At 57.5% G+C, this 19,648-nt stretch carries 25 protein-coding genes; 5 read left to right on the top strand and 20 right to left on the bottom strand.

Going from position 1 to position 19,648, the window contains the following annotated elements; all coding sequences use genetic code 11:
• Nucleotide 1: 1 nt before the first annotated feature.
• Nucleotides 2–787 carry a carnitinyl-CoA dehydratase gene (locus tag JZI28_RS20380; RefSeq protein WP_295449981.1) on the top strand — a complete coding sequence of 262 codons (786 nt, stop codon included), beginning with the start codon at nucleotides 2–4 and terminating at the stop codon, nucleotides 785–787.
• 196 nt (nucleotides 788–983) lie between these two features.
• On the opposite strand, the gene JZI28_RS20385 is transcribed toward JZI28_RS20380, so the two are convergent.
• The 9 genes from JZI28_RS20385 to JZI28_RS20425 are packed head-to-tail and all read right to left on the bottom strand — an operon-like array spanning nucleotide 984 to nucleotide 5,579.
• Nucleotides 984–1,508, bottom strand: coding sequence for a flagellar basal body-associated protein FliL (locus JZI28_RS20385; RefSeq protein WP_295449771.1), 525 nt, complete (start codon nucleotides 1,506–1,508; stop codon nucleotides 984–986).
• Between the two features lie 8 nt (nucleotides 1,509–1,516).
• Nucleotides 1,517–2,257: a flagellar basal body L-ring protein FlgH gene (flgH, locus tag JZI28_RS20390; RefSeq protein ID WP_375698777.1), complete on the bottom strand. Its 741-nt coding sequence runs from the start codon at nucleotides 2,255–2,257 to the stop codon at nucleotides 1,517–1,519.
• Nucleotides 2,257–2,673, bottom strand: a complete 417-nt coding sequence (gene flgA / locus JZI28_RS20395) for a flagellar basal body P-ring formation chaperone FlgA (protein WP_295449777.1) — start codon at nucleotides 2,671–2,673, stop codon at nucleotides 2,257–2,259. Before flgA ends, flgH begins: the two co-directional genes overlap by 1 nt.
• Nucleotides 2,673–3,458, bottom strand: coding sequence for a flagellar basal-body rod protein FlgG (gene flgG, locus JZI28_RS20400; RefSeq protein ID WP_375698778.1), 786 nt, complete (start codon nucleotides 3,456–3,458; stop codon nucleotides 2,673–2,675). The genes flgA and flgG overlap by 1 nt, the downstream gene beginning before the upstream one ends.
• Nucleotides 3,459–3,468: 10 nt before the next feature.
• Nucleotides 3,469–4,185 (bottom strand): flagellar hook-basal body complex protein, encoded by a 717-nt coding sequence (locus tag JZI28_RS20405; RefSeq protein WP_375698779.1) that lies wholly within the window; start codon nucleotides 4,183–4,185, stop codon nucleotides 3,469–3,471.
• Complete coding sequence (locus tag JZI28_RS20410; protein WP_295449786.1) at nucleotides 4,185–4,457, bottom strand: flagellar biosynthetic protein FliQ; 273 nt, start codon at nucleotides 4,455–4,457, stop codon at nucleotides 4,185–4,187. Before JZI28_RS20410 ends, JZI28_RS20405 begins: the two co-directional genes overlap by 1 nt.
• A 4-nt stretch (nucleotides 4,458–4,461) precedes the next feature.
• Nucleotides 4,462–4,761 carry a flagellar hook-basal body complex protein FliE gene (fliE, locus tag JZI28_RS20415; RefSeq protein WP_375698780.1) on the bottom strand — a complete coding sequence of 100 codons (300 nt, stop codon included), beginning with the start codon at nucleotides 4,759–4,761 and terminating at the stop codon, nucleotides 4,462–4,464.
• Nucleotides 4,762–4,784: 23 nt separating this feature from the next.
• Complete coding sequence (flgC, locus tag JZI28_RS20420; RefSeq protein WP_009810217.1) at nucleotides 4,785–5,177, bottom strand: flagellar basal body rod protein FlgC; 393 nt, start codon at nucleotides 5,175–5,177, stop codon at nucleotides 4,785–4,787.
• 15 nt (nucleotides 5,178–5,192) lie between these two features.
• Nucleotides 5,193–5,579, bottom strand: a complete 387-nt coding sequence (locus JZI28_RS20425) for a FlgB family protein (RefSeq protein ID WP_297339439.1) — start codon at nucleotides 5,577–5,579, stop codon at nucleotides 5,193–5,195.
• Nucleotides 5,580–5,667: 88 nt separating this feature from the next.
• On the opposite strand from JZI28_RS20425, the gene JZI28_RS20430 reads away from it, so the two are divergent.
• The gene (locus JZI28_RS20430) at nucleotides 5,668–6,996 is read left to right on the top strand and encodes a FliI/YscN family ATPase (RefSeq protein WP_375698781.1); all 1,329 of its coding nucleotides are present in this window, start codon (nucleotides 5,668–5,670) and stop codon (nucleotides 6,994–6,996) included.
• Nucleotides 6,997–7,221: 225 nt separating this feature from the next.
• Here JZI28_RS20430 and JZI28_RS20435 read toward each other — a convergent pair whose 3' ends face one another.
• The 6 genes from JZI28_RS20435 to JZI28_RS20460 all read right to left on the bottom strand — a co-directional run bounded on the left by JZI28_RS20435 (nucleotide 7,222) and on the right by JZI28_RS20460 (nucleotide 10,623).
• A complete protein-coding gene (locus JZI28_RS20435; RefSeq protein ID WP_297339440.1) occupies nucleotides 7,222–8,028 on the bottom strand; it encodes a DUF1217 domain-containing protein in 807 nt (268 codons plus the stop codon).
• Nucleotides 8,025–8,429, bottom strand: coding sequence for a flagellar biosynthesis repressor FlbT (flbT, locus tag JZI28_RS20440; RefSeq protein WP_295449800.1), 405 nt, complete (start codon nucleotides 8,427–8,429; stop codon nucleotides 8,025–8,027). Before flbT ends, JZI28_RS20435 begins: the two co-directional genes overlap by 4 nt.
• A 2-nt stretch (nucleotides 8,430–8,431) precedes the next feature.
• Nucleotides 8,432–8,818 (bottom strand): flagellar biosynthesis regulator FlaF, encoded by a 387-nt coding sequence (flaF, locus tag JZI28_RS20445; protein ID WP_297339441.1) that lies wholly within the window; start codon nucleotides 8,816–8,818, stop codon nucleotides 8,432–8,434.
• Between the two features lie 80 nt (nucleotides 8,819–8,898).
• Nucleotides 8,899–9,726, bottom strand: a complete 828-nt coding sequence (locus JZI28_RS20450) for a flagellin (RefSeq protein ID WP_375698782.1) — start codon at nucleotides 9,724–9,726, stop codon at nucleotides 8,899–8,901.
• Between the two features lie 227 nt (nucleotides 9,727–9,953).
• On the bottom strand, nucleotides 9,954–10,334 hold the full coding sequence (locus tag JZI28_RS20455) for a flagellar biosynthesis protein FlgN (RefSeq protein WP_295449810.1): 381 nt from the start codon (nucleotides 10,332–10,334) through the stop codon (nucleotides 9,954–9,956).
• Nucleotides 10,327–10,623, bottom strand: coding sequence for a rod-binding protein (locus JZI28_RS20460; protein ID WP_295449813.1), 297 nt, complete (start codon nucleotides 10,621–10,623; stop codon nucleotides 10,327–10,329). Before JZI28_RS20460 ends, JZI28_RS20455 begins: the two co-directional genes overlap by 8 nt.
• A 130-nt stretch (nucleotides 10,624–10,753) precedes the next feature.
• Here JZI28_RS20460 and JZI28_RS20465 point away from each other — a divergent pair, with 130 nt between their 5' ends.
• The 3 genes from JZI28_RS20465 to JZI28_RS20475 all read left to right on the top strand — a co-directional run bounded on the left by JZI28_RS20465 (nucleotide 10,754) and on the right by JZI28_RS20475 (nucleotide 14,250).
• Nucleotides 10,754–12,604 carry a flagellar hook-length control protein FliK gene (locus JZI28_RS20465; protein WP_375698783.1) on the top strand — a complete coding sequence of 617 codons (1,851 nt, stop codon included), beginning with the start codon at nucleotides 10,754–10,756 and terminating at the stop codon, nucleotides 12,602–12,604.
• A 3-nt stretch (nucleotides 12,605–12,607) separates the two neighbouring features.
• Complete coding sequence (locus JZI28_RS20470) at nucleotides 12,608–13,303, top strand: flagellar hook capping FlgD N-terminal domain-containing protein (protein ID WP_297339444.1); 696 nt, start codon at nucleotides 12,608–12,610, stop codon at nucleotides 13,301–13,303.
• Nucleotides 13,304–13,503: 200 nt separating this feature from the next.
• On the top strand, nucleotides 13,504–14,250 hold the full coding sequence (locus JZI28_RS20475; protein ID WP_375698784.1) for a phosphotransferase family protein: 747 nt from the start codon (nucleotides 13,504–13,506) through the stop codon (nucleotides 14,248–14,250).
• On the opposite strand, the gene JZI28_RS20480 is transcribed toward JZI28_RS20475, so the two are convergent.
• The 5 genes from JZI28_RS20480 to JZI28_RS20500 form a co-directional block, all read right to left on the bottom strand.
• Nucleotides 14,223–15,542, bottom strand: a complete 1,320-nt coding sequence (locus JZI28_RS20480) for an NAD(P)/FAD-dependent oxidoreductase (RefSeq protein ID WP_375698785.1) — start codon at nucleotides 15,540–15,542, stop codon at nucleotides 14,223–14,225. The genes JZI28_RS20475 and JZI28_RS20480 overlap by 28 nt on opposite strands.
• Nucleotides 15,542–16,357 carry an ABC transporter permease gene (locus JZI28_RS20485; protein ID WP_295449825.1) on the bottom strand — a complete coding sequence of 272 codons (816 nt, stop codon included), beginning with the start codon at nucleotides 16,355–16,357 and terminating at the stop codon, nucleotides 15,542–15,544. The genes JZI28_RS20480 and JZI28_RS20485 overlap by 1 nt, the downstream gene beginning before the upstream one ends.
• Nucleotides 16,354–17,235 carry an ABC transporter permease subunit gene (locus JZI28_RS20490; RefSeq protein WP_295449828.1) on the bottom strand — a complete coding sequence of 294 codons (882 nt, stop codon included), beginning with the start codon at nucleotides 17,233–17,235 and terminating at the stop codon, nucleotides 16,354–16,356. Before JZI28_RS20490 ends, JZI28_RS20485 begins: the two co-directional genes overlap by 4 nt.
• Nucleotides 17,235–18,362: an ABC transporter ATP-binding protein gene (locus tag JZI28_RS20495; protein WP_297340157.1), complete on the bottom strand. Its 1,128-nt coding sequence runs from the start codon at nucleotides 18,360–18,362 to the stop codon at nucleotides 17,235–17,237. The genes JZI28_RS20490 and JZI28_RS20495 overlap by 1 nt, the downstream gene beginning before the upstream one ends.
• 115 nt (nucleotides 18,363–18,477) lie before the next feature.
• A complete protein-coding gene (locus JZI28_RS20500; RefSeq protein ID WP_295449834.1) occupies nucleotides 18,478–19,563 on the bottom strand; it encodes a polyamine ABC transporter substrate-binding protein in 1,086 nt (361 codons plus the stop codon).
• Nucleotides 19,564–19,648 lie beyond the last annotated feature (85 nt).

Raw genomic sequence — 19,648 nt, forward strand, 5'->3', positions numbered from 1 at the left:
CATGACGGATGGACCGGTAAAAACCCGGCGCGACGGCGCCATTCTGGAGGTCACGTTGGACCGGCCCAAGGCCAATGCCATCGATTTGGCCACCAGCAAGGTGATGGGAGAGGTGTTTCGCGATTTTCGCGATGACCCGGATTTGCGGGTGGCGATTCTGACGGGTGGCGGCGACAAGTTCTTTTGCCCCGGCTGGGACCTAAAGGCGGCGGCTGATGGTGATGCGGTCGATGGCGATTATGGTGTCGGCGGTTTTGGCGGCTTGCAAGAATTGCGCGACATGAACAAGCCAGTGATTGCTGCGGTGAACGGCATCGCCTGTGGCGGTGGGTTGGAACTGGCTATTTCGGCCGATATGATCCTGGCCGCAGATCACGCAACATTTGCCCTGCCCGAAATCCGCTCAGGCACCGTGGCCGATGCGGCGTCGATCAAGCTGCCCAAACGTATTCCCTATCATATTGCCATGGAGCTTTTGCTCACCGGGCGCTGGTTTGACGCCGAAGAAGCCAACCGCTGGGGGCTGGTGAACGAGATTGTGCCCGGCGACCAGTTGATGGATCGCGCCTGGGAGCTGGCGCGCTTGCTCGCCTCGGGGCCGCCGCTGGTCTATGCGGCGATCAAAGAGGTGGTGCGCGACGCGGAAGATTGCAAATTCCAGGATGCGATGAACCATATCACCCAGCGCCAGTTGCGCGCGGTGGATGTGCTTTATTCCAGTGAGGATCAGCTGGAAGGTGCCCGTGCCTTCGCCGAGAAACGCGACCCGGTCTGGAAAGGCCGCTAAGTAACAGCGCTAAGAAGAGGCAGGGGGGGAGCTCCCGCCCCTGCCGCAGCAGTCAAAGACTGCCGCTTTAGGGTTGACCCTATTCGGAGTGTGCAGGCCGCGCGCGCTACCGACCGGGCGCATACCCCATACATGTTGAAACGGGCCCGCTGGAGAGAGCAGGCCCGCTGACGCATTTGGAATTTTCAGTCAGTTCCTAGACGTCCTGGCGCGAGATTTCCACGATCAATACATCATAGACGCCCTTGCCCAACTCCCGTTGCGCGGCCTCCCGTAGGGCGGTGCGCAGCGGGTTGAGAACATCTGAGCGGGTAAAGGCACCACGAAAGCCGCCCATATTGGCATGATCAAACAGCACCTGCAGGAAGGCATCGCGCAGCTTGGGCTCATAGAGGTGGACCTTGTCACTCATGCCGGTTTTGACCTCAAGGCTGAGCGCGATGACCACAAGCGAGGACAGGTTTTCGCGCTCCACCACCGGGATAACAAACTGGTTGTCGATCTTGATGTATTCCCGGTTTGGATCCGGCCCCAGCCCATCTTCGCCAGCCTCTTGGGCGTGCTCAGCCTCTTCGCCATCAGCGTGATCGATGTCATCGCCCATGTCGCCTGCGGCCTGTTCCGCCTTGGGCTCTGGGGAGGGGGCCAGCATGATACCGGCCCCAATCCCAGCAGCAGTGCCGACAATCAGCAATATGACAGGAAGTAATTTAGCGATCATGTGTCACCTCAGAATGGTAGGATCGCGTCCAGCACTTGCTGGCCGTATCGCGGTTGTTGCACATCGGTGATCTGACCACGGCCACCATATGAGATCCGCGCCGAGGCGATTTTGTCATAGGTGATCTGGTTCTGACGGCTGATATCTTGGGGACGCACATAGCCCGAGACCAAAAGCTCACGCAGTTCGAAGTTGACCCGAACCTCCTGTTTGCCACTGATGGCTAGCACCCCATTGGGCAGCACATCAACCACGGTTGCAGCAACGCGCATTTCCAGCTTTTCGTTGCGCTTTACCGATCCGTTGCCCTTGGAGCTGCTGGCCCCGGTCAGATCAACGGCGTTTGCCATCGAGGCACCATCGGGAAGTTTGCCATCAATGCGCTGTGGCAGGCCAAAGAGTTGCGGAACCCCCATGCTTTCTGCGCTTGAGCGCGAGCGGCTGGTGCCGTTGGAAATTTCGGCCTCTTCGTCGAATTCAATGACAACAGTCAGGATGTCGCCGCGGTTCACGGCACGACGATCCCCCAACAGCGAGTTTTGCGAGCCGCTCCACAAAGAAGCCCCATCCACCGCGCGCCGGTTCTGAACCTCTGTCGGCAGCCCCTGCCACAGCATGGCAACATGTTCCGGCGACTCGGTGGTTTCGGACAGGGTTGGTGGTTTGCCAAGATGATCCATGCGGCCACAGGCCCCCAGCAAGACCAGACCAGTCAGCGCAAGTTTGGTGGCAATTGATTTCGTGTTCATTATTTTACCTCTACTGACCCGTCTGCGTTTACACGCCCGGTCACGGTGCTCCGTGATGCCAAATTCATAACCTTGATCCATTCCCCTTCGGATCCTCGTCCCAGGGCGCGGCCCTCTGCCATGATGGTCAGCCCATTGCGGCGAAAGGCGAGTGTGACAAGGTCGTTTCGGTCGACGATGGCGGGTGGGCCGATATCGCTGGGCCGCATGGGGCGACCAGGATAAAGCGGCACACGTGCTTCCATTCCCACCACTTCGTTTGCATCTGACAATGCCCCAGCCACATTGACCGGTTTGAAGGTCAGATCGGTGGCAAGGATGATCTCTTTGGCCCGAATGGTCCGTAGGGGCACCAGAATTTCCGCCCAGGCGGTCTGAGCTGTCAGGGCGATGAGAAGGGCGAGAATGTGTTTCATTAGCGGATCTGTGTCGTCGCAGACATCATCTGATCGACTGCAGAGATGACTTTAGAGTTCATTTCATAGCCACGCTGTGCCTCGATCAACTCGGTGACTTCGCGGACTGAATCGACAGAGCTGCCTTCGAGATAGCCCTGGCGGAAGGTGCCAAGTCCGTTTTCGCCGGCGGTTGATACATTTGGAGCGCCCGAGGCCTCGGTTTCGGAAAAGAGATTGCTGCCAATGGCTTCCAGACCCTTGGGGTTGGTAAAGCTGGTAAGGTTGAACTGGCCCAGAAGCTGGCCTTCGGCGGTTTCTTCAAAATAGGCGTAGATTTCGCCGGAGCCATTGATCGAGATGCTGATTGCGTCGTCAGGAACGGTCACATCCGGGGCTACCGTATAGCCGTCAGAGGTGACAATCAGCCCCTCGGCCGAGCGTTTCAGCGAGCCATCGCGGGTATAGCCGCTTTGACCCGACGGCAGGGTGACTTCCAGGTAGCCCTTACCCTCGATGGCAACATCCAGGTCATTGCCTGTCTGCTCCGGGGCACCCTGTTGCAGATGCACGGAAATGGCGGCGGGACGAACACCCAGACCCACCTGAACACCGGTGGGCAGGATGGTCCCATCAGAGGCATTCACGGTGCCGGCACGGGTGACCTGCTGGTAGTGCAGATCGGCAAATTCGGCGCGGCGTGGATTGTAGGCCGTGGTGTTCATGTTGGCCAAGTTGTTCGCGATGGTTTCAACACGCAGCTGCTGCGCGCTCATACCTGTTGCGGCGATTTTTAGGGCACGCATGGGTGGTCTCCTATGACTTGATCAGTTTTTCAATGGCGTTGCGGATGCGCTGGTCTTCTGTTTCCAGAAAACTTTGGCCCATTTCATAGGCGCGCTGGATTTCAATCATTCGGGTCACCTGGGTGATGGCATTGACGTTGGATCCCTCCAGAAATCCCTGCACCACTTTGGCGGTTTCGGACTCTACAATTTCGCCCTCGGCGCGGAACATCACGCCATCCTCGCGCATCAAGGTGGTCTCTTCGTCTGGCTGGAACAGGCCAATCTGACCGACGGTATTGCCATCGGCGGTAATGGTGCCATCGGCCCCGACGTGAATGGATTCAGCCGTGCCCGGAATAAAGACCGGCGCGCGGCCTGCATCCAGAACCTTGTAGCCGTCCATAGTCACCAGATCGCCGGCCGCATTGGGAGAAAAAGCGCCAGAGCGGGTCAGCCGTTCCCCAAGCGGGGTTTCGATCATGAAATAGGCGTCGCCCTCAATTGCAAAATCAAAGGAGCCCCCGGTCTGGGTCAGCTGGCCCTGTTCCATGGAGGTGTTGAAAATATTCGCCCGTGCCATCGATAGGGATTGCTGGCCCGGAGAGGATTGGACAAATTCGGAAAAAATCAGCCCTTCAGAGCGGTAGCCCGTGGTGGCAGCGTTTGCGATGTTATTCGCCACCACACGCATTTCGCGCATCAAACCGGTCTGCCGGGAGAGGGTTGCGTAGCCTACGTTTCCCATCAAGAAACTCCTGCGATCAAAGGAATGATATGGCCGTTAAAAAAGGCCACGAGTGTTTGAGTCATGAACCCCATGGACATCCAGAACACGACGACAATCGCCGCTAGTTTGGGGACAAAGGTGAGGGTCATTTCCTGTACGGATGTCAGAGCCTGAAACAGGCCAATGGCGAGACCGACGACCAGGGCCACCGCCAGGATTGGCGATGACATGGTGACCCCGGCCCAAAGAGCCTGTCGTAGGGTGTCGTAGAATTGGCCTTCGCTCATCATTGGCTTAGACCGGCATCCGCAGGATTTCTTGATAAGCTTCGACCACCTTGTTGCGCACGGTCACTGCGGTCTCAACCGCCAGCTCGGTCTGGGCCAGAGCCTGAACCAGCGCGTGGGGATCACCACCGCCAGTCATTGACTGAACGGCGGTCAGTTCACCAACCTGCATGGTGTTGGCAAAATTGGCAAAGCTTGAGCGCAGCTGATCGGTGGGGCTGGGGCCAGCAAATTCCGGGTCCGCTTTGGTGGCGGGACGGGCGGCAGCATAGCCACCGGCGGCGGCAGTGATAGAGCGAATATCCATTCTGGATCTCCTCGGGTGTTAGATTATTTTCTCAGAAGGTCCATCAGCGAAGCTGACATTCCACGGGTTTGTTCGAACATTTTCAGGTTTGCGTCATAGCTGCGTTGCGCCTCGCGGGCGTCGGCGATCTCGATCATCAGATCTACGTTTGATCCCTCGTAGTGACCGCTTTCATCCGCCAGGGGATGCGAAGGGTCATAGACATTTTCCAGGTCACTGCGATCGAGGACGACGCGACCAGTCTTGACCCGTTCCACATCGTTCTCCAGGTCGCGCGCTGCCTCAAACGGCACGCTCTTGCGGCGATACCCAGGGGTGTCGGCGTTGGAGATGTTTTCAGAGACGTGACGCAGCCGGGTCGCCTGTGCTTTCAGGCCGCTGGCGGTCACACTCAGGGAATTGGAAAATTCACTCATGGCTCATGTTCCCCTTTAGCGCCCCAGACTGGTGCGCAGAATGTTCATTGATGATTTATAGATGGCAAGCGCCCGGCTGTGCTGGCGCTTGACCTCAACCCCATTAAGGATTTCGGTCTCGAGTGAGACGGAGTTGTCGTTGGGGTCGGCGCCGTTGGGCGACGTGGTCACGGCCCAATTCATGTTGGAGCCGTTGATACCATTCAGATGCGAGCCGCGTGAGGCCACCATGTCGCCCGGGCGCGGCCCGGCGGCATAGACCTCTTTAAAAGGTTTGATATCCTTGGCGTGATATCCAGGCGTATCCGCATTGGCGATGTTTTCCGCCACCAGCGCCTGACGCTTACCTGCGTGGCTGGCCATCGAATATGCAATTTTAAAAACGTTCAGTTCGGTGAACACCGGGGCTTCTCCCTCGATCAATTTCAATCAAGGCTTAACCCTGATTCCTTTAGAAATTGTTTCAGGAACTAGTTGGAGGCCTCAGGCCATGATTCCAGAGCTGAAAGCTTTGACCGAACAAATCGCCAGTAAGAAATTGGCAACTTCCATGGGGCGCGTCAGCGGAATTTCCGGGGGAGAAATCGAAATTTCCGGCCTGGAACGCGAAGCGCGAATCGGCGATCGCCTGGTGCTTGTGCGCGGGCCGGGTGATGAATTGCACGGCGAAGTCCTGAAGATTAGTGATAATAAAATCAGTATGTTACCTGACCGTTCGCCAGATCGTGTGGCGATGAATGATCGGGTGATGCTGCGCCCGGCGCCAGCATTTGCCCCGGGTGATAACTGGATCGGCCGGGTGATTGATCCCTTTGGCGAACCCCTGGATGGCAGGCCTATGCTGCGCGGAGAACAGGCGCGGGATCTGATGGCGCCGCCTCCAAAAGCGGCAGGACGGCGTCATATGGGGGCGCGTTTGGAGACCGGGCTGTCGGTGTTCAATACGATTCTCCCCATCGTACAGGGCCAGCGTATTGGTCTTTTTGCGGGCTCGGGTGTTGGTAAATCGACTTTGCTCGCAAAAATGGCGCAATTTATGCAGGCCGATGTCGTGGTCATGGCACTGATTGGTGAACGTGGACGCGAAGTGAATCACTTTGTCGAAGAGGTTCTGGGGCCAGAAGGCATGAAACGTGCGGTTGTTGTGGCTGCCACCTCTGATCAGTCGGCGCTGGTGCGCCGTCGCAGTGCCTGGGCTGCTATGACCGTCGCTGAACATTTCCGCGATCAGGGTAAAAACGTTCTGTTCATGGCCGACTCGGTGACGCGTTTTGCCGAGGCCCACCGGGAGATTTCCGCGGCTTCGGGCGAGGCCCCATCGTTGCGCGGCTACCCGCCCTCTGTGACGCCTTTGATCACTGGGCTCTGCGAACGGGCTGGACCTGGCGCTAATGGCCAGGGTGACATCACGGCGGTGTTCAGCGTTCTGGTGGCGGGCTCTGACATGGATGAACCCATCGCGGATATCCTGCGTGGTGTTCTGGACGGGCATATCGTGCTCAACCGGGAGATCGCCGAGCGCGGACGGTTCCCGGCGGTTGATGTCTCGCGCTCGGTCTCGCGGAGTTTGCCAGCGGCGGCAACAGAAGAAGAGAACGCTGCCATTCTGGAGGTCCGCAAATTCCTGGGATCTTATGAGCAATCCGAAGTGATGATCCGCGCAGGCCTGTATTCCGAAGGCAATGATGCAGTTTTGGATCAGGCGGTGAAGATCTGGCCGGAACTGGATGCCTTTTTTGGCAAAGAAGATCCTAGCGGGATTTCCAACAGCTTTAACCGCCTGCAGCTGATGCTGCGCCGCGCCACCAGAGGCCGCTAGGGGCACATCTCTAGAGGGGGGCTGATGTCGAAGGGCAAGAAGTTGAACAGCTTTTTGCCCTTTATGCGGGCGCAAAGCCCTGCATTATTGAGCGTCATGTCGGCCAAAACGGGCTGAAAACAGAAAGAAATGGCGGAAAAAGAAAAAAGGGCGTGTTCCAGTCTACCTGGATCGCCCTCAATTCAGTTTGACCTATCGGTTTCGGAGGCTTTGCTCAGGCTTTGCTCAGGCTTGCAGGAGCGAAAGCGCCAGGGCTCCAGAGGATATAGAGCCTGAGTAGGCGTTCAGTTCGGTCCGTGCCAGATAGGTATTGACCAGTTTTTCCAACTGTTCTGGATCCGAAAACATGGTGAGATCGTCAGACCCAAACCGTTTTTTTGCAGCGTCCTGCATGATGCCGACTTGCTGATCGATATCAAGCAGCGCCAGATCACTTGGCAATCCAAGTGCGGTCTGCATCATGGTTTGAAGCTGCGGCTGACCAATGATGTTGAGCCATTGTCCGGTGATTGACAGTTCTTCACCTTCGTCATCGAAGGTGACAAGATCCACCAGTTCCCGTTCAGCATACAGAGAGATCTGCATGGAAACGTCCTGCTGCCCAACCGCGTCTTCAAAAGACTGCACAACATTTTTGTCGGCGATTTCCTGCATTTTATAGGTCAGGCCGGTCACGGGAGCGAGGCCGGGGCCAAACTTGAATGCATTTGTGAAGTCGATCCAGCGGTCGTCGCCCAGCTTGTTGGCCAAGGCATCATCCGCTTCGCTCCCATCTTCGAGCACTTTCTGAATCATCGCCTTTGAATTGATCTCACTGGCGAGACCAAATGCATTCAAGGCGACTTCCAGCAGGCGATAGTCAGAAACCAAATCCTCTGCGGTTTTGACCTTTTTGATGTTTTCCATGAAGTACTCGTTGTCGCGCTCCAGGATTGGATCCTTGTTGAAGTGCTCAAACTGGCGGTCGTAGGTAGACTGCAAAAAGGCCCAACCAGTCAATCCGGTCGAAGGGATGGTGGGTGCAAAGCTCATGACGGACGGATCGCCATCAAGCGTTCTTCCCGTGGCAGCAGAGTGCGCAGGGACTTCAGACACCTGTAATGATTGTCTTCCAACAGGGCTTCTGTTGCTTCGGCCAGGGCCGAGCGGCTATCGGCGTCGACAAAAACCTGGCTCAGCTCTTCGATCCGACGCAGCATAGGCAGACGATCTTCTTCTGGGTCACTGTCGCCGGTCAGAACCAGCTGCGCTGCATAGCACACGCGGCGGACAGGTGTATTGGCGTTTTCGGGATGGATGGCATCCCGTAGGCGCAGGATATTGGCATCCGGGGTAACGATAGACAGACGGCTCCGTCGGTCACCATTTTCGATGACAGCACCATTTACCAAAACCCGCTCTTTAGGGGCAAGTTTAAGAACAAGTCCACTCATATTTAGGTTGCTCCGCTACGGAGGCCGCGCAGGACGGCCATGTTGACTTCAATCAGCGCTCTCACATTCGCTTTACGCGATAGGACCTTGCTGGTGTGTTGGCGGGTGAACTCGGCTAGGTAAAACAGATTCTCTTTAACATCTTGCGGCAATTGGTTCTCTTTTGCAGCAAGATCAACTTCGAAGATGGTCCACATCTTGCGATTTTTATGCAGTGCCTCGGCTAATACAGCAAAGCCTTCGGCGCCCTTTTTCGTGCTAGCGGTCTTGTGGGCGGCAAGTAGGTTTTGGGTCGCACGAGCAACGATATCATACTCATAGTCTGTGGTTGTCTTGGTCGAGGCATTCGCCGCGGTATAGGCACTCTTCGCTTTCAGAAGTGCGTTCACGTGTTTTCCTAACGTATTATTTCTTCAGATTCTCTGAGAAGGGACCCAGGGCGTGAAAGACACGCCCTGGGTTAGGTCTTTTAACGGAACAGCTGCTGCAGAGTTTCCGGAGCCGAGTTGGCAATGGACAGCGCCTGAACACCAAGCTGCTGCTGTGTCTGCAGAGCTTTCAGTCGGGCGGATGCTTCTTCCATGTTGGTGTCAACAAGCGAACCAATGCCGGACTTCATGGCGTCGGTCACTTTGGTGACAAACTCGTTCTGACGCTCGATACGTGCAGCCGAGGCACCCAGAGCCGCAGCGCCATCAACGGCAGCCTGGATCAGGGCTTCGATGTCGTCAATCGAGGCTTCAGCAGTTGTTGAATCAGTCATGCTAACGGTGGTCAGGTCGAGATTGGCTTCAAAATCAACCGACGCAACGGTGATGTTGGAGGCAGTCACAGCACCAGATGCATCACGGTCCAGCGAAGACAGAACAGTGATACCAGCGTTGCCTGCGGTGTTCAGCAGGTTGGCGCCGTTGAACTGAGACGCACCGATTACCGAAGTAATCTGGTTTTTCAGCTCATTTACGTCAGCTTCGAGTTTGGTGTGATCAACGTTTTCACCAGTCCCGGCAACAACTTTTTCCTTCATCTCTTTCAGAAGTTCGGTGATCTGCTCGGCGCCCGCAGTTGCAACAGCAACAGTGGATTCACCCAGCGACAGCGAGTCGGATACGGCTTCAAAACCTGCAACGTCCGATTCCATAACTTTGGAAATCGCCCAGATAGCGGAGTTATCTTTGGCGGCGCCGACTTCTTTACCAGTAGAGATCTGGTTCTGAGTATCTGTCAGGTCGTTGTTGATGGAGGACAACGTCTGCAGAGCAACCATTGCGCCATTGTTTGTCAGAATGCTGGTCATAGCTTTATTCCTTTAGCGAGTGAGACACTTTGGTCTCAGTAGTTTTCCCTGCCCCGAAGGGCGTTTTGGCGTCTTTCTGACAATGCGTTCAGCCTGCCGGCTTTCGCGCCACCTCAGTCGTGAGATGCAAGGAGACATTGCCGCGAAAGGTGCTAAGGGAGTGCTAATGCCGAAATCTACAATTCGTAGAATTTTACTAAACCCTGGCGCGACTTAGCTCGCCTGGCTTAGCTGCGCTTCTCCAGACGTTGACCCGTTATGGTGCCATAGCTTTCCTTGCGCCCGGCGCGGTCATATACATCAAGTCCCTTTTTGACCCGGCGCAGCTCAGCCATACGTGTAGCGACACTGCGGATGCCTTCCATGGCACTGTTGAGCAGCTCCTGGTTTCGCGAAACCTTTGTCTGCACCTGCGCGAGGTCCGCGCGTTCGAGTGTGCCGATCTCATTGAGCTGCGCGATGATTGTTTCTTTGCGGGTCAACAGTTCCTGGATCTGGTTCAGCTCACCGCGCACCAGGGCGCTGCGTTCCTGGTCCAGAATTTCGTCCAGCTCATCAATAAGGCTCTGAGGAGTCTGGTGGGTCAGTTGTGCGTTTAGATCAGTCATTCGAGGAATCCTTCATTGCGTGATACAGCGATTCGGCGAGGCCAATGCCGCCGGCTTCGGTAATTTGTTCGGCCTGGGCGCGGATCAGAAAGCTGCTGAACTGATCTTCGCCCTCGCCGCCACCGCCAAGTCCTTCGCGGCTTTTTCCAAGCCCGGCAGATTTCAGCATTTCTGTAAGAAAAGAAGCTTCTAGCTGTTTTGCAGCATCGCGAATCGCAGCGTCCTGTGATGCCGCCTGAAGCTTGGGCGGCGGTGGGGGCGCCGGATGAACTGTTGTTAGATTGGGCATTCTGCACCTCGTCTCTAGGTTTAATTCAGATTTGCTTGATTTTTTAGAGACTGCCCCAAGAGCGGTTAAAATTACCGTAACTCCTTTGGCCTAAAGCTGGGGATATCGAGATAGAACGTCTGGAATCCTAATGCTTACAAATCTACTCTTTGGTCAGGTGCGCTCAGGCGCTGCAGACCCAATTGGCGCCAAGGCGGCGGAAGGCCCGCAGCGGCAGCAAGCACATCGCAGCTTTTCCGACCACCTGGATGATCGTGCCAGACAGCAAGAGGCGAGATCAGCGGCGGAAAGAGACCGCTCGGTTCGGGCGGAGAAGGCAGAAGAGCAGCGGGAAGCAAAAGAGCGATCCAAAGCAGTTGATCAAAACGGCTCCAATGCCGGTAAATCAACTGCAGCTGAGAGCGCGGATGCACCTGACCCCAAAGATGGGGTGAAAACCGCCGAAACCGCTGTAGATTCGGACGCGATCGAAGACAATATTCCCCAGCAAACTGAAGAAGCCACCGAAGGCGCTGCCGCAGAGGGCTCTGAGGCTGATGCAACAGACGGTGACACTGAATCTGACACTGCAATGGTGGCTGTTGAAACAGAGAGCGCGGCGCAGGGGGCAGAGGTGCCGCCTATGGGCCTGCGCCAAGACGCTGACCTGAAACCAACCACTGCAACTGCCTCAGCAGATCCTGAGACGGCTGGAAAGACCGGCAAGACGGCACCTGTTGCCAATGCTACGGCTGCTATCGCGGGTGGTGAAGGCGATGAGGTCAGCGCGCAGGTGACACTGGCAGAGGCCGATCCCGAATCGATGACTAAGGCTGTTGAGGGCGAGGCGGCAAATGCGACCCGCACGTCGTCTGCTCAACCAGCCGCCGCCGGCCTGGCTGTTGCGGCGACAGCACAGACATCGACTGCCGCCCAGCAAAGCTCCACGCAGGCGGTGGCAGCACAGACCCAAAGCCCGGCCGATGCTGTGGACGCGGGGCTGGCCGCAAAACCGGACCAGGCGCAGAGTGATACGCCAGAGGTCGCATCCACAGTACTGGCTGGTGCCCGGTCTCAGGATGGTGCTCTGCGCCCAGGCGATTCGCGTACCACCACCGGCAAATCGACACCTATGCCACAAACCGCCGGGGCGAATGAGGCCAAGGCGGCACAGGTGGATGAGCCCGCGGCAGAGGCCAAAGCCGAGACTTCGCAGCGGGAAACAACTGGAAAATCCGCGAGCTCCGGTGAGGTTTTGGCAGCCGTTGCGGGGCAAACCCGCACCGCAGCTCCCACTGAACCGGGCCGCCGCGCAGAAGGCCGCGCACGCGAATCACGTGAAGCGCAGGCCGTGGTTTCCGGAAATGCGAGTGCCACTCCAGCCACCAAACCGACAGCCGCAGCTGTGCAGATCAGCGCTGTTCAACAGGCCTTTACGGCCCAGATGCTTGCCGGGGATGCCGCAGCTAAGGGCGGGCAGAGTGCCGATTCGCCACTGCTGAGCTTTGAAACTCCGTCGAATTTGCCGGGCCTGTCACAGCTATTGACCGAAGCCGTTTTTCAGCCCGGAACTGTGCATCGACCTGAAACCCCACGCCTGGTTGCGGCGCAGCTGGCCCAGGCTTTTGTTGCCAAGGGGGAGCGCAACGTTGATGTGGCGCTGAACCCAGAGGAACTGGGGCGGGTCAAGATGCGGGTCTCCACCAGTGAAACCGGCATTACCGTGGTCATCCAGACCGAGCGCGCGGAAACTGGCGACCTGATGCGCCGCCATATCAACGAGCTGGCGGATGAGTTCCGAAAAATGGGTTTTGAAACGGTTTCCTTCGAATTCAACGGTGGTGGCGCCTCGGGCGGTCACACCAGTAGCGAAGGCGATAGCAAATCCGGACCGGGCGGATCCGGAACAACTGAAATGGACGACCTGTCTGCAACTGAGCTTGCAGAAAAACAGGTACAACATCTCCGGCTGGGAAATGCCGGCGTGGACATGAGGGTCTAACTGATGACAACCGAAGTTTCCGGCAACAACTATAACACCGCAACAACAAACAGTTCCGCCGCTGGTAGCGGTACCAACCTGACATCTGATTTTGACACCTTCATCAAGCTGTTGACGGCGCAGGCCAAATATCAGGATCCGACAGAGCCGATGGACAACACGGAATACGCCTCACAGCTTGCGGAATTCTCGATGGTTGAACAGCAGGTTCTGACCAATGACAACCTTGGCTCGGCGCTGGAGCAGTTGGGACTGGGCAATATGGCGGCGCTGACCGGCTGGGTTGGCATGCAAGTGCGCGCAGCCACGGCGGCGAGTTTTGATGGCGTCAACCCGGTCAATGTGTCGCCCAACCCCGCGGCCGCAGCGGATGAGGTCACGCTGGTGGTGCGAAATGCCGATGGTGACGAGGTCAACCGCATTGAGCTGCCGGTGAGCGCGGAGCCCTATGATTGGGATGGAACCGATTTCAGCGGTGATATGGCCCCGGCCGGGGACTATACCTTTATCGTTGAGAGCTCGGTAGATGGTGAGGTTGTCCTGTCAGAGATGGCGGAAGTTTACACCACCGTTCAGGAAACCCAACTTGCAGGCAGTGACGTGGTCTTGATCAACGAGACCGGGTTTGCGATTCTGGCGACCTCTGTGACCGCGTTGCGGGATCCAAGCGCAGAAACACCTGCGCCAGAAGAGGCTTGATTCAGAGGGCGTCGCGAGGTCTAGAGAGGGTGCCCTGCGGTTAAACGGGGCACCGACCGGAGTATGATGCCCTGCAAGGCCTGGATATAGATTTTGACCAGCGGTTTTTTCAATCGCTCACGGCGCAGGGGCTAGATGTCGCTGCGCCCTTGCCGTTGCAGGGGGGGCGCTCTAACCGGGTCTGGCGCTGTGGCGACAGGGTGGTAAAGCTCTATCAGCGTCAGCATGACAATCCGCTGTTTGCCAATGATCCCGCTCGGGAAGTCGCCGCGCTTGTGGCTCTTGCCGGGACTGGCATGGTGCCTGTCCTGTTGGGGGAGGGGCGCTTTGAAGGCCATGACTGGCTGATTTATGGTCATATCACCGGAGCGCCCTGGCAGCGCGACAGCGGCCATGTTGCCCAGCTTTTGGGTCGGTTGCATGACCAACCCGAATTCAGCGGCTTGCCGCGCGGCGTCAATGGCAGCGCCGCGCTGGAGGCGCAGGGGGATGTGATTCTCAACCGGTGCACCGCAGACCCCGATCGTGTGGCAGAGCTGCGGGCACTGCGCCCCATCGGTCAGGTGCCACCTTTGCCGCTGCTGTCGCTGATCCACGGGGATCCGGTGCCGGGAAACCTATTGGCGCATGATGGCACGCTGACCCTGATCGACTGGCAATGCCCGCAAATGGGCGACCCAAGCGAGGATCTGGCGCTGTTTTTGTCACCAGCCATGCAGGTGCTGTACCGGGGCGCTGCGCTGTCACCGGCTGAAGAGGAGGCCTTTCTTGCGGCCTATCCTGATACCGGGGTCGTGGGGCGCTACCTGTCGTTAAAGCCTTGGTTTCACTGGCGTATGGCGGCGTATTGCCTGTGGCGATGCGCGGATGGAAATCCGGTGGACCAGCACGCGTTTGAGCTGGAACGGGCAGCCATGGATCAATCCTGCATTCCCAACAGAGCATAGGCTGGTGGCATGACGATGCGGCGGGCGCGGCCAAAGGGAAACCGGGCCATGCCCTGCATCACCGGCGAATAGGGCAGATCAGGCGCGCGGCCCTGTAACAGATCCGCCAGCAACCGGCCGGCATAGCTGCCCATGGCGACGCCATTGCCGTGATAGCACAGCCCCGCAAACATCCCCGGATTATCGGGAACCGGCCCAACAAAGGGCACAAGGTTGCGCGACATGCAGACCATCCCGGACCAGAAATGGGTGCCTTCTACGCCACGCCAGGCCGGAAACATGGTCTCAAAATGCTTGCGCAGAAGTCGGCGAATAGAGGCCTCTGCACGGGGCGAGGCAAACAGCCCGCCGCGCATACCAAACAGGAACCTACGGTCCGGCATCAGGCGGAAATAGTGCAGCAGGTTGCGGGTGTCATAGGCCATCTGATCGCTGAACCAGCCCTGTGCCTGCAACTCGTTATCCGTCAAAGGGCGGGTGACCATGACGCTTGATTGCGCGGGCAGATACCGACCTGACAGCCACTTTGGCAGACCGTCCCATGAGTAGCCATTGGTGGCAATGATCACTTGTTGGGCGCGAACCTGCCCACCAGGGGTGGTTAGGAGATGCCCGTCGGACGCGGCGGTCAGGTGGGTTACGGGGCTGTTTTGGAAAAGACTGGCACCTGCGTTTTCAGCGGCGCGGGCAATGCCAAACAGATACTTGCGCGGGTTGAGGCCAAACCCAACAGGTGCTGTCAGGGCGCCAAAGAAGGTTCCGTTCAGACCCTGATCTGCGAGCGCGTCTTGTTCCAGAAGATGCGCGGTGCCGCCCGCCGCGGTGATTTCCTCGGCTTCGCGACGCAGGGCGGCCATGGCGCGCGGGCTGTGCGCCATCCGGGTTTCCCCCTTGGAATGGGTGTCTGCGGCGATCCCGTGGCGATCCAGCAGGCCGCGTACCAGATCAATGGCGGCCAGCTCTCCCTCCATATAGGTTCTGGTGGCTTCATCGCCGAACTTGCGCTGCATGGCGCTGCCCGACAGCATGGTACCGCCCAGGCAACAAAAGCCGCCGTTGCGCCCGGAGGCGCCCCAGCCGGGGGTTTCCGCCTCCAGAACCGCAACGCGGGCACCGCTTTCTGCCAGATGCAGCGCAGCTGACATTCCGGTAAAGCCACCACCGATGACTGCAACGTCAACCTGCATCTCTCCGGCCTGCAGAGGCCAGAGAGGGGCGGCTATGGTCTCATCCCACCAGCAATTTTCGCGGGGGCCGGGACCATAGGCATAGGCGGAAAAGATCCGCCGCATCAGCTGCGCTCCGCGGCATTTTCATCGCGCTTTTGCCGTACGATCTGGCGTTTGTTCACCAGCGAGGCGGTAAGGACGCCGATGGTGACAATCGCGATCATCAGGGTCGAAAGCGCATTGATTTCAGGAGACACACCAAGGCGCACCGCCGAGTAGATCTTGATCGGCAGGGTTGTGGCCGCAGGTCCCGAGGTGAAGGAGGCGATAACCAGATCGTCCAGCGACAGGGTAAAGGCCAGAAGCCAGCCCGACACCACCGCAGGCGCGATAATTGGCAGGGTGACCAGGCGAAAGGCCTCGGCGGGGGAACAGCCCAGATCCAGCGCGGCCTCTTCCAGCGACCTGTCAAAGGTCACCAGCCGTGAAGAGACCACCACCGAAACATAGCACATGGAAAACGTCGTATGGGCCAGCACGATGGTCAGCACACCGCGATCCAACCCGATGCCGATGAACAGCAAAAGCAGCGATAGGCCGGTGATGACTTCGGGCATCACCAGGGGTGCGTAGATCATCCCTGAAAACAGGGTACGCCCCATAAACCGTCCGCCACGCACCAGAACATAGGCGGCCATGGTGCCCAGAACCGTTGCAATTGTTGACGAGACCACCGCGACTTTGATCGTCACCCATGCGGCGTTGAGAAAGGCCTCGTTCTGCATCAACTCGCCGTACCATTTGGTCGAGAACCCCGCCCAGACGGTGACCAGTTTGCTTTCGTTGAAACTGTAGATCACCAGAATCAGCATCGGCACATAGAGGAAGGCAAAGCCAAGCGTCAGCGAGACGGTATTGAACCAGCTCATGCGTTTCATTGTTCGGCCTCCTGCTGTTTTTGCTGATTGCGCTGGAACAGCACGATGGGAATGATCAAGAGCAGCAACAGCACAACTGCCACTGCAGATGCCACGGGCCAGTCGCGGTTGGAGAAGAACTCTTCCCACAGGACCTTACCGATCATCAGCGTGTCAGATCCGCCCAGCAGCGATGGAATGACGAATTCGCCCAGCACCGGGATGAAGACCAGAAAACAGCCGGCGATGATGCCGTTTTTCGACAGCGGAATGGTCACCAACCAAAAGGCCGACAAGCGCGAGCAGCCCAGATCCTCGGCGGCTTCAATCAGCGATTCGTCCAGCCGTTCAAGGGCGGCATAGATTGGCAGGATCATAAAGGGCAGATAGGTGTAAACGATACCGATATAGACGGCGGTATTGGTGTTGAGGATGGTGAGCGGTTCGGAAATCACCCCGGTCCACAGCAAGAACTGATTGAGAAAGCCTTCGTTCGACAGGATACCCATCCAAGCATAAACCCGGATCAGGAAGCTGGTCCAGAACGGCAGAATCACCAACATCATCAGGGTTGCACGCCATTCTTCGGGCGCGCGGGCCATGGCATAGGCCATCGGATAGCCAACCAAGAGCGTCAGCGTGGTCGAGATCAGGGCGATCTTCAGCGAGCTGAGATAGGCTTTCCAATACAGATCATCCTGGGTCAACCAGGCGAAGTTTTCAAAATCCAGCTCTGACAGGAAGGCCCAGATACCGGTCGCCCAGTCAAAATGCGGCGTATAGGGCGGACGCGCCAGGGCCACATCGGAAAGCGAGATCTTAAACACGATGACAAAGGGCACCAAAAACAGCGCCAAGAGCCAGAGATACGGGACAGCGATCAGGGTAAAGCGGCGCATTATTCAGCCAACAGAACGCCTGCCGTGGCGGTCCAGGACAGCCAGACAGTGTCTTCCCAAGTGAAAGCACGACGTGAAATGCGGCGGGTGTTGGCGCTTTGCGCCTTGATCACCGCGCCAGAGGGCAGTTCGACATGATAGGTGGAGATATTGCCGAGATACGCGATATCGAGGATCTTTCCCTCCACCGCATTATCGACATCAGTGGGTTTGTCAGAAGTAATGGTGACTTTCTCTGGGCGTATCGCCAGATGACAGGGCTGACCGTCGGAGAAAGGGTTTGGCGATTTGACATTCAGGGGCGCTTGCCCGTCCTTCCAGGCAATTGAATAGCTGTCTTCGCCATTTGGGGTGGCGGTCCCGCCGATGATGTTCACCTCGCCGATGAAATCAGCAACATAGACCGAATTGGGCGTTTCATAGATACGGTCCGGGGTCGCGACCTGGATGATCCTGCCGTTGTCCATTACCGCGACGCGGCTGGCGACGGTCATCGCCTCTTCCTGGTCATGGGTCACAATGACAAAGGTGGTGCCGGTCTTTTCCTGAATGTCCATCAGCTCAAACTGGGTGTCCTGACGCAGCTTTTTGTCTAGCGCACCCAGGGGTTCATCCAGCAGCAGAAGCTTGGGCTTTTTGGCAAGTGAGCGTGCCAGAGCAACCCGCTGACGCTGACCGCCCGATATTTGGTGCGGCTTGCGGCTGGCAAATTTCTCCAGCCGGGTCAGGCGCAGCATTTCGTCCACTCGGTTGCTGATCTCGGGCTTGGCCATGCCTTCGCGCTTCAGGCCAAAGGCGATGTTTTCCCAGATGCTCAGATGCGGGAACAGCGCGTAGGACTGGAACATCATATTGGTGGCGCGCTTGTTCGGAGGCACCGGCGCCATGTCTTGACCGGCCAGAAAGATCTTTCCCTCAGAGGGGGTTTCAAACCCGGCAAGCATCCGCATCATGGTGGTCTTGCCGCAGCCCGATGGGCCCAAAAGCGCAAAGAACTCTTTCTCATAGATGCCGATGGTCAGGTCGTCGATCGCCGTGAAATCACCAAATCGTTTTGTGACGTTCTGAAACTGGATCAAAGGCTTGGCCTCTGGATCGTTCCAGGGTTCGAATACAGGAATGGTCAAGCTGCGTCCCCCGCAATTTCTGAAAACGCGGGCTGCAAGCTGCGCAATCAGAGGTTTGTCGCAATTAGGCAAAGGCAGGGCGCGCTGGGCGCCCTGCCGGATCAAGCGTCTGAGATCAGGTGCCTGATTTGATTTTGGTCCACATGCGGGTCACCACACGCTGTACCTTGGGGGCATAGGGGGTGGTGGTGAAGAGATTGGCCAGTGTATCCGCATCGGGGTAGATCGCCGGATCGCCGATCACGTCTTCGGCCAGGAACTCTTGCGAGGCCATGTTGCCGTTGGCGTAATACACATAGTTCGATGCGGCCGCCATATTCTGCGGATCCATGATGAAGTTCAGGAAGGCATGTGCCGCATCCGGGTTTGGTGCATCAACTGGGATGGCCATCTGGTCAAACCACATCTGCGCGCCCTCGACGGCTGCATGATAGGCGATTTCGACGCCATTGTCGGCCTCAGCAGCGCGGTCGCGGGCCTGCAGCACGTCCCCGGACCAGCCAACAGCAACGCAGATATCGCCGTTCGCCAGACCATTGATATACTCGGACGAGTGGAATTTCTGGATATAGGGGCGAATGCCCATGAAGACGGCTTCGGCCTTGGCCAGCACCTCGGGGTCATGGCTGTTGGGGTCTTCGCCGATGTATTTCAGCGCGGCCGGGATCATTTCAGCAGGCGCATCCAGGAAGTGCACGCCGCATTCGCTCAGCTTTTCCATATTGGCGGGGTTAAAGACCAGCTCAAGCGAGTTGATCGGCGCATCCTCGCCCAGCAGTTCTTTGACTTTGCCGATGTTTACGCCGATGCCGGTGGTGCCCCACATGTAGTTGATGGAATAGGCATTGTCCGGGTCATATTGTTCGGTGCGGGTTTCCACGACATCCCACATGTTCTTGTGGTTGGGCAGTTTGGACATGTCCAGCTTTTGGAAAGACCCGGCGATAATCTGACGCTGCAGGAATGTGCCACTGGGCACCACAACGTCATACCCAGATCCACCGGCCAGCATTTTGGTTTCCAGCAGTTCATTGCTGTCAAAGACATCGTAGATCAGTTCGATACCGGTTTCAGTCTCGAACTTTTCCAGCAGTGCTTCATCAATATAGTCGGACCAGTTGTAGACGCGTACTTCGTCTGCCATGGCGACCGAGCCGAGCAAGGCGACGGCGGTGGTGGTTGTGAGCATTTTGAGTGTCATGGAAATCTCCCTGTGGGTACCGGTGTGAGCCCGGCTGAACTAGATTTGATCAAGTTTTACCTCATTCGGCAATACTGTTTATGTT

Origin of the sequence: Pseudophaeobacter sp. TrK17 (assembly GCF_042192375.1) — a bacterium.
Classification (GTDB): Bacteria; Pseudomonadota; Alphaproteobacteria; order Rhodobacterales; family Rhodobacteraceae; genus Pseudophaeobacter.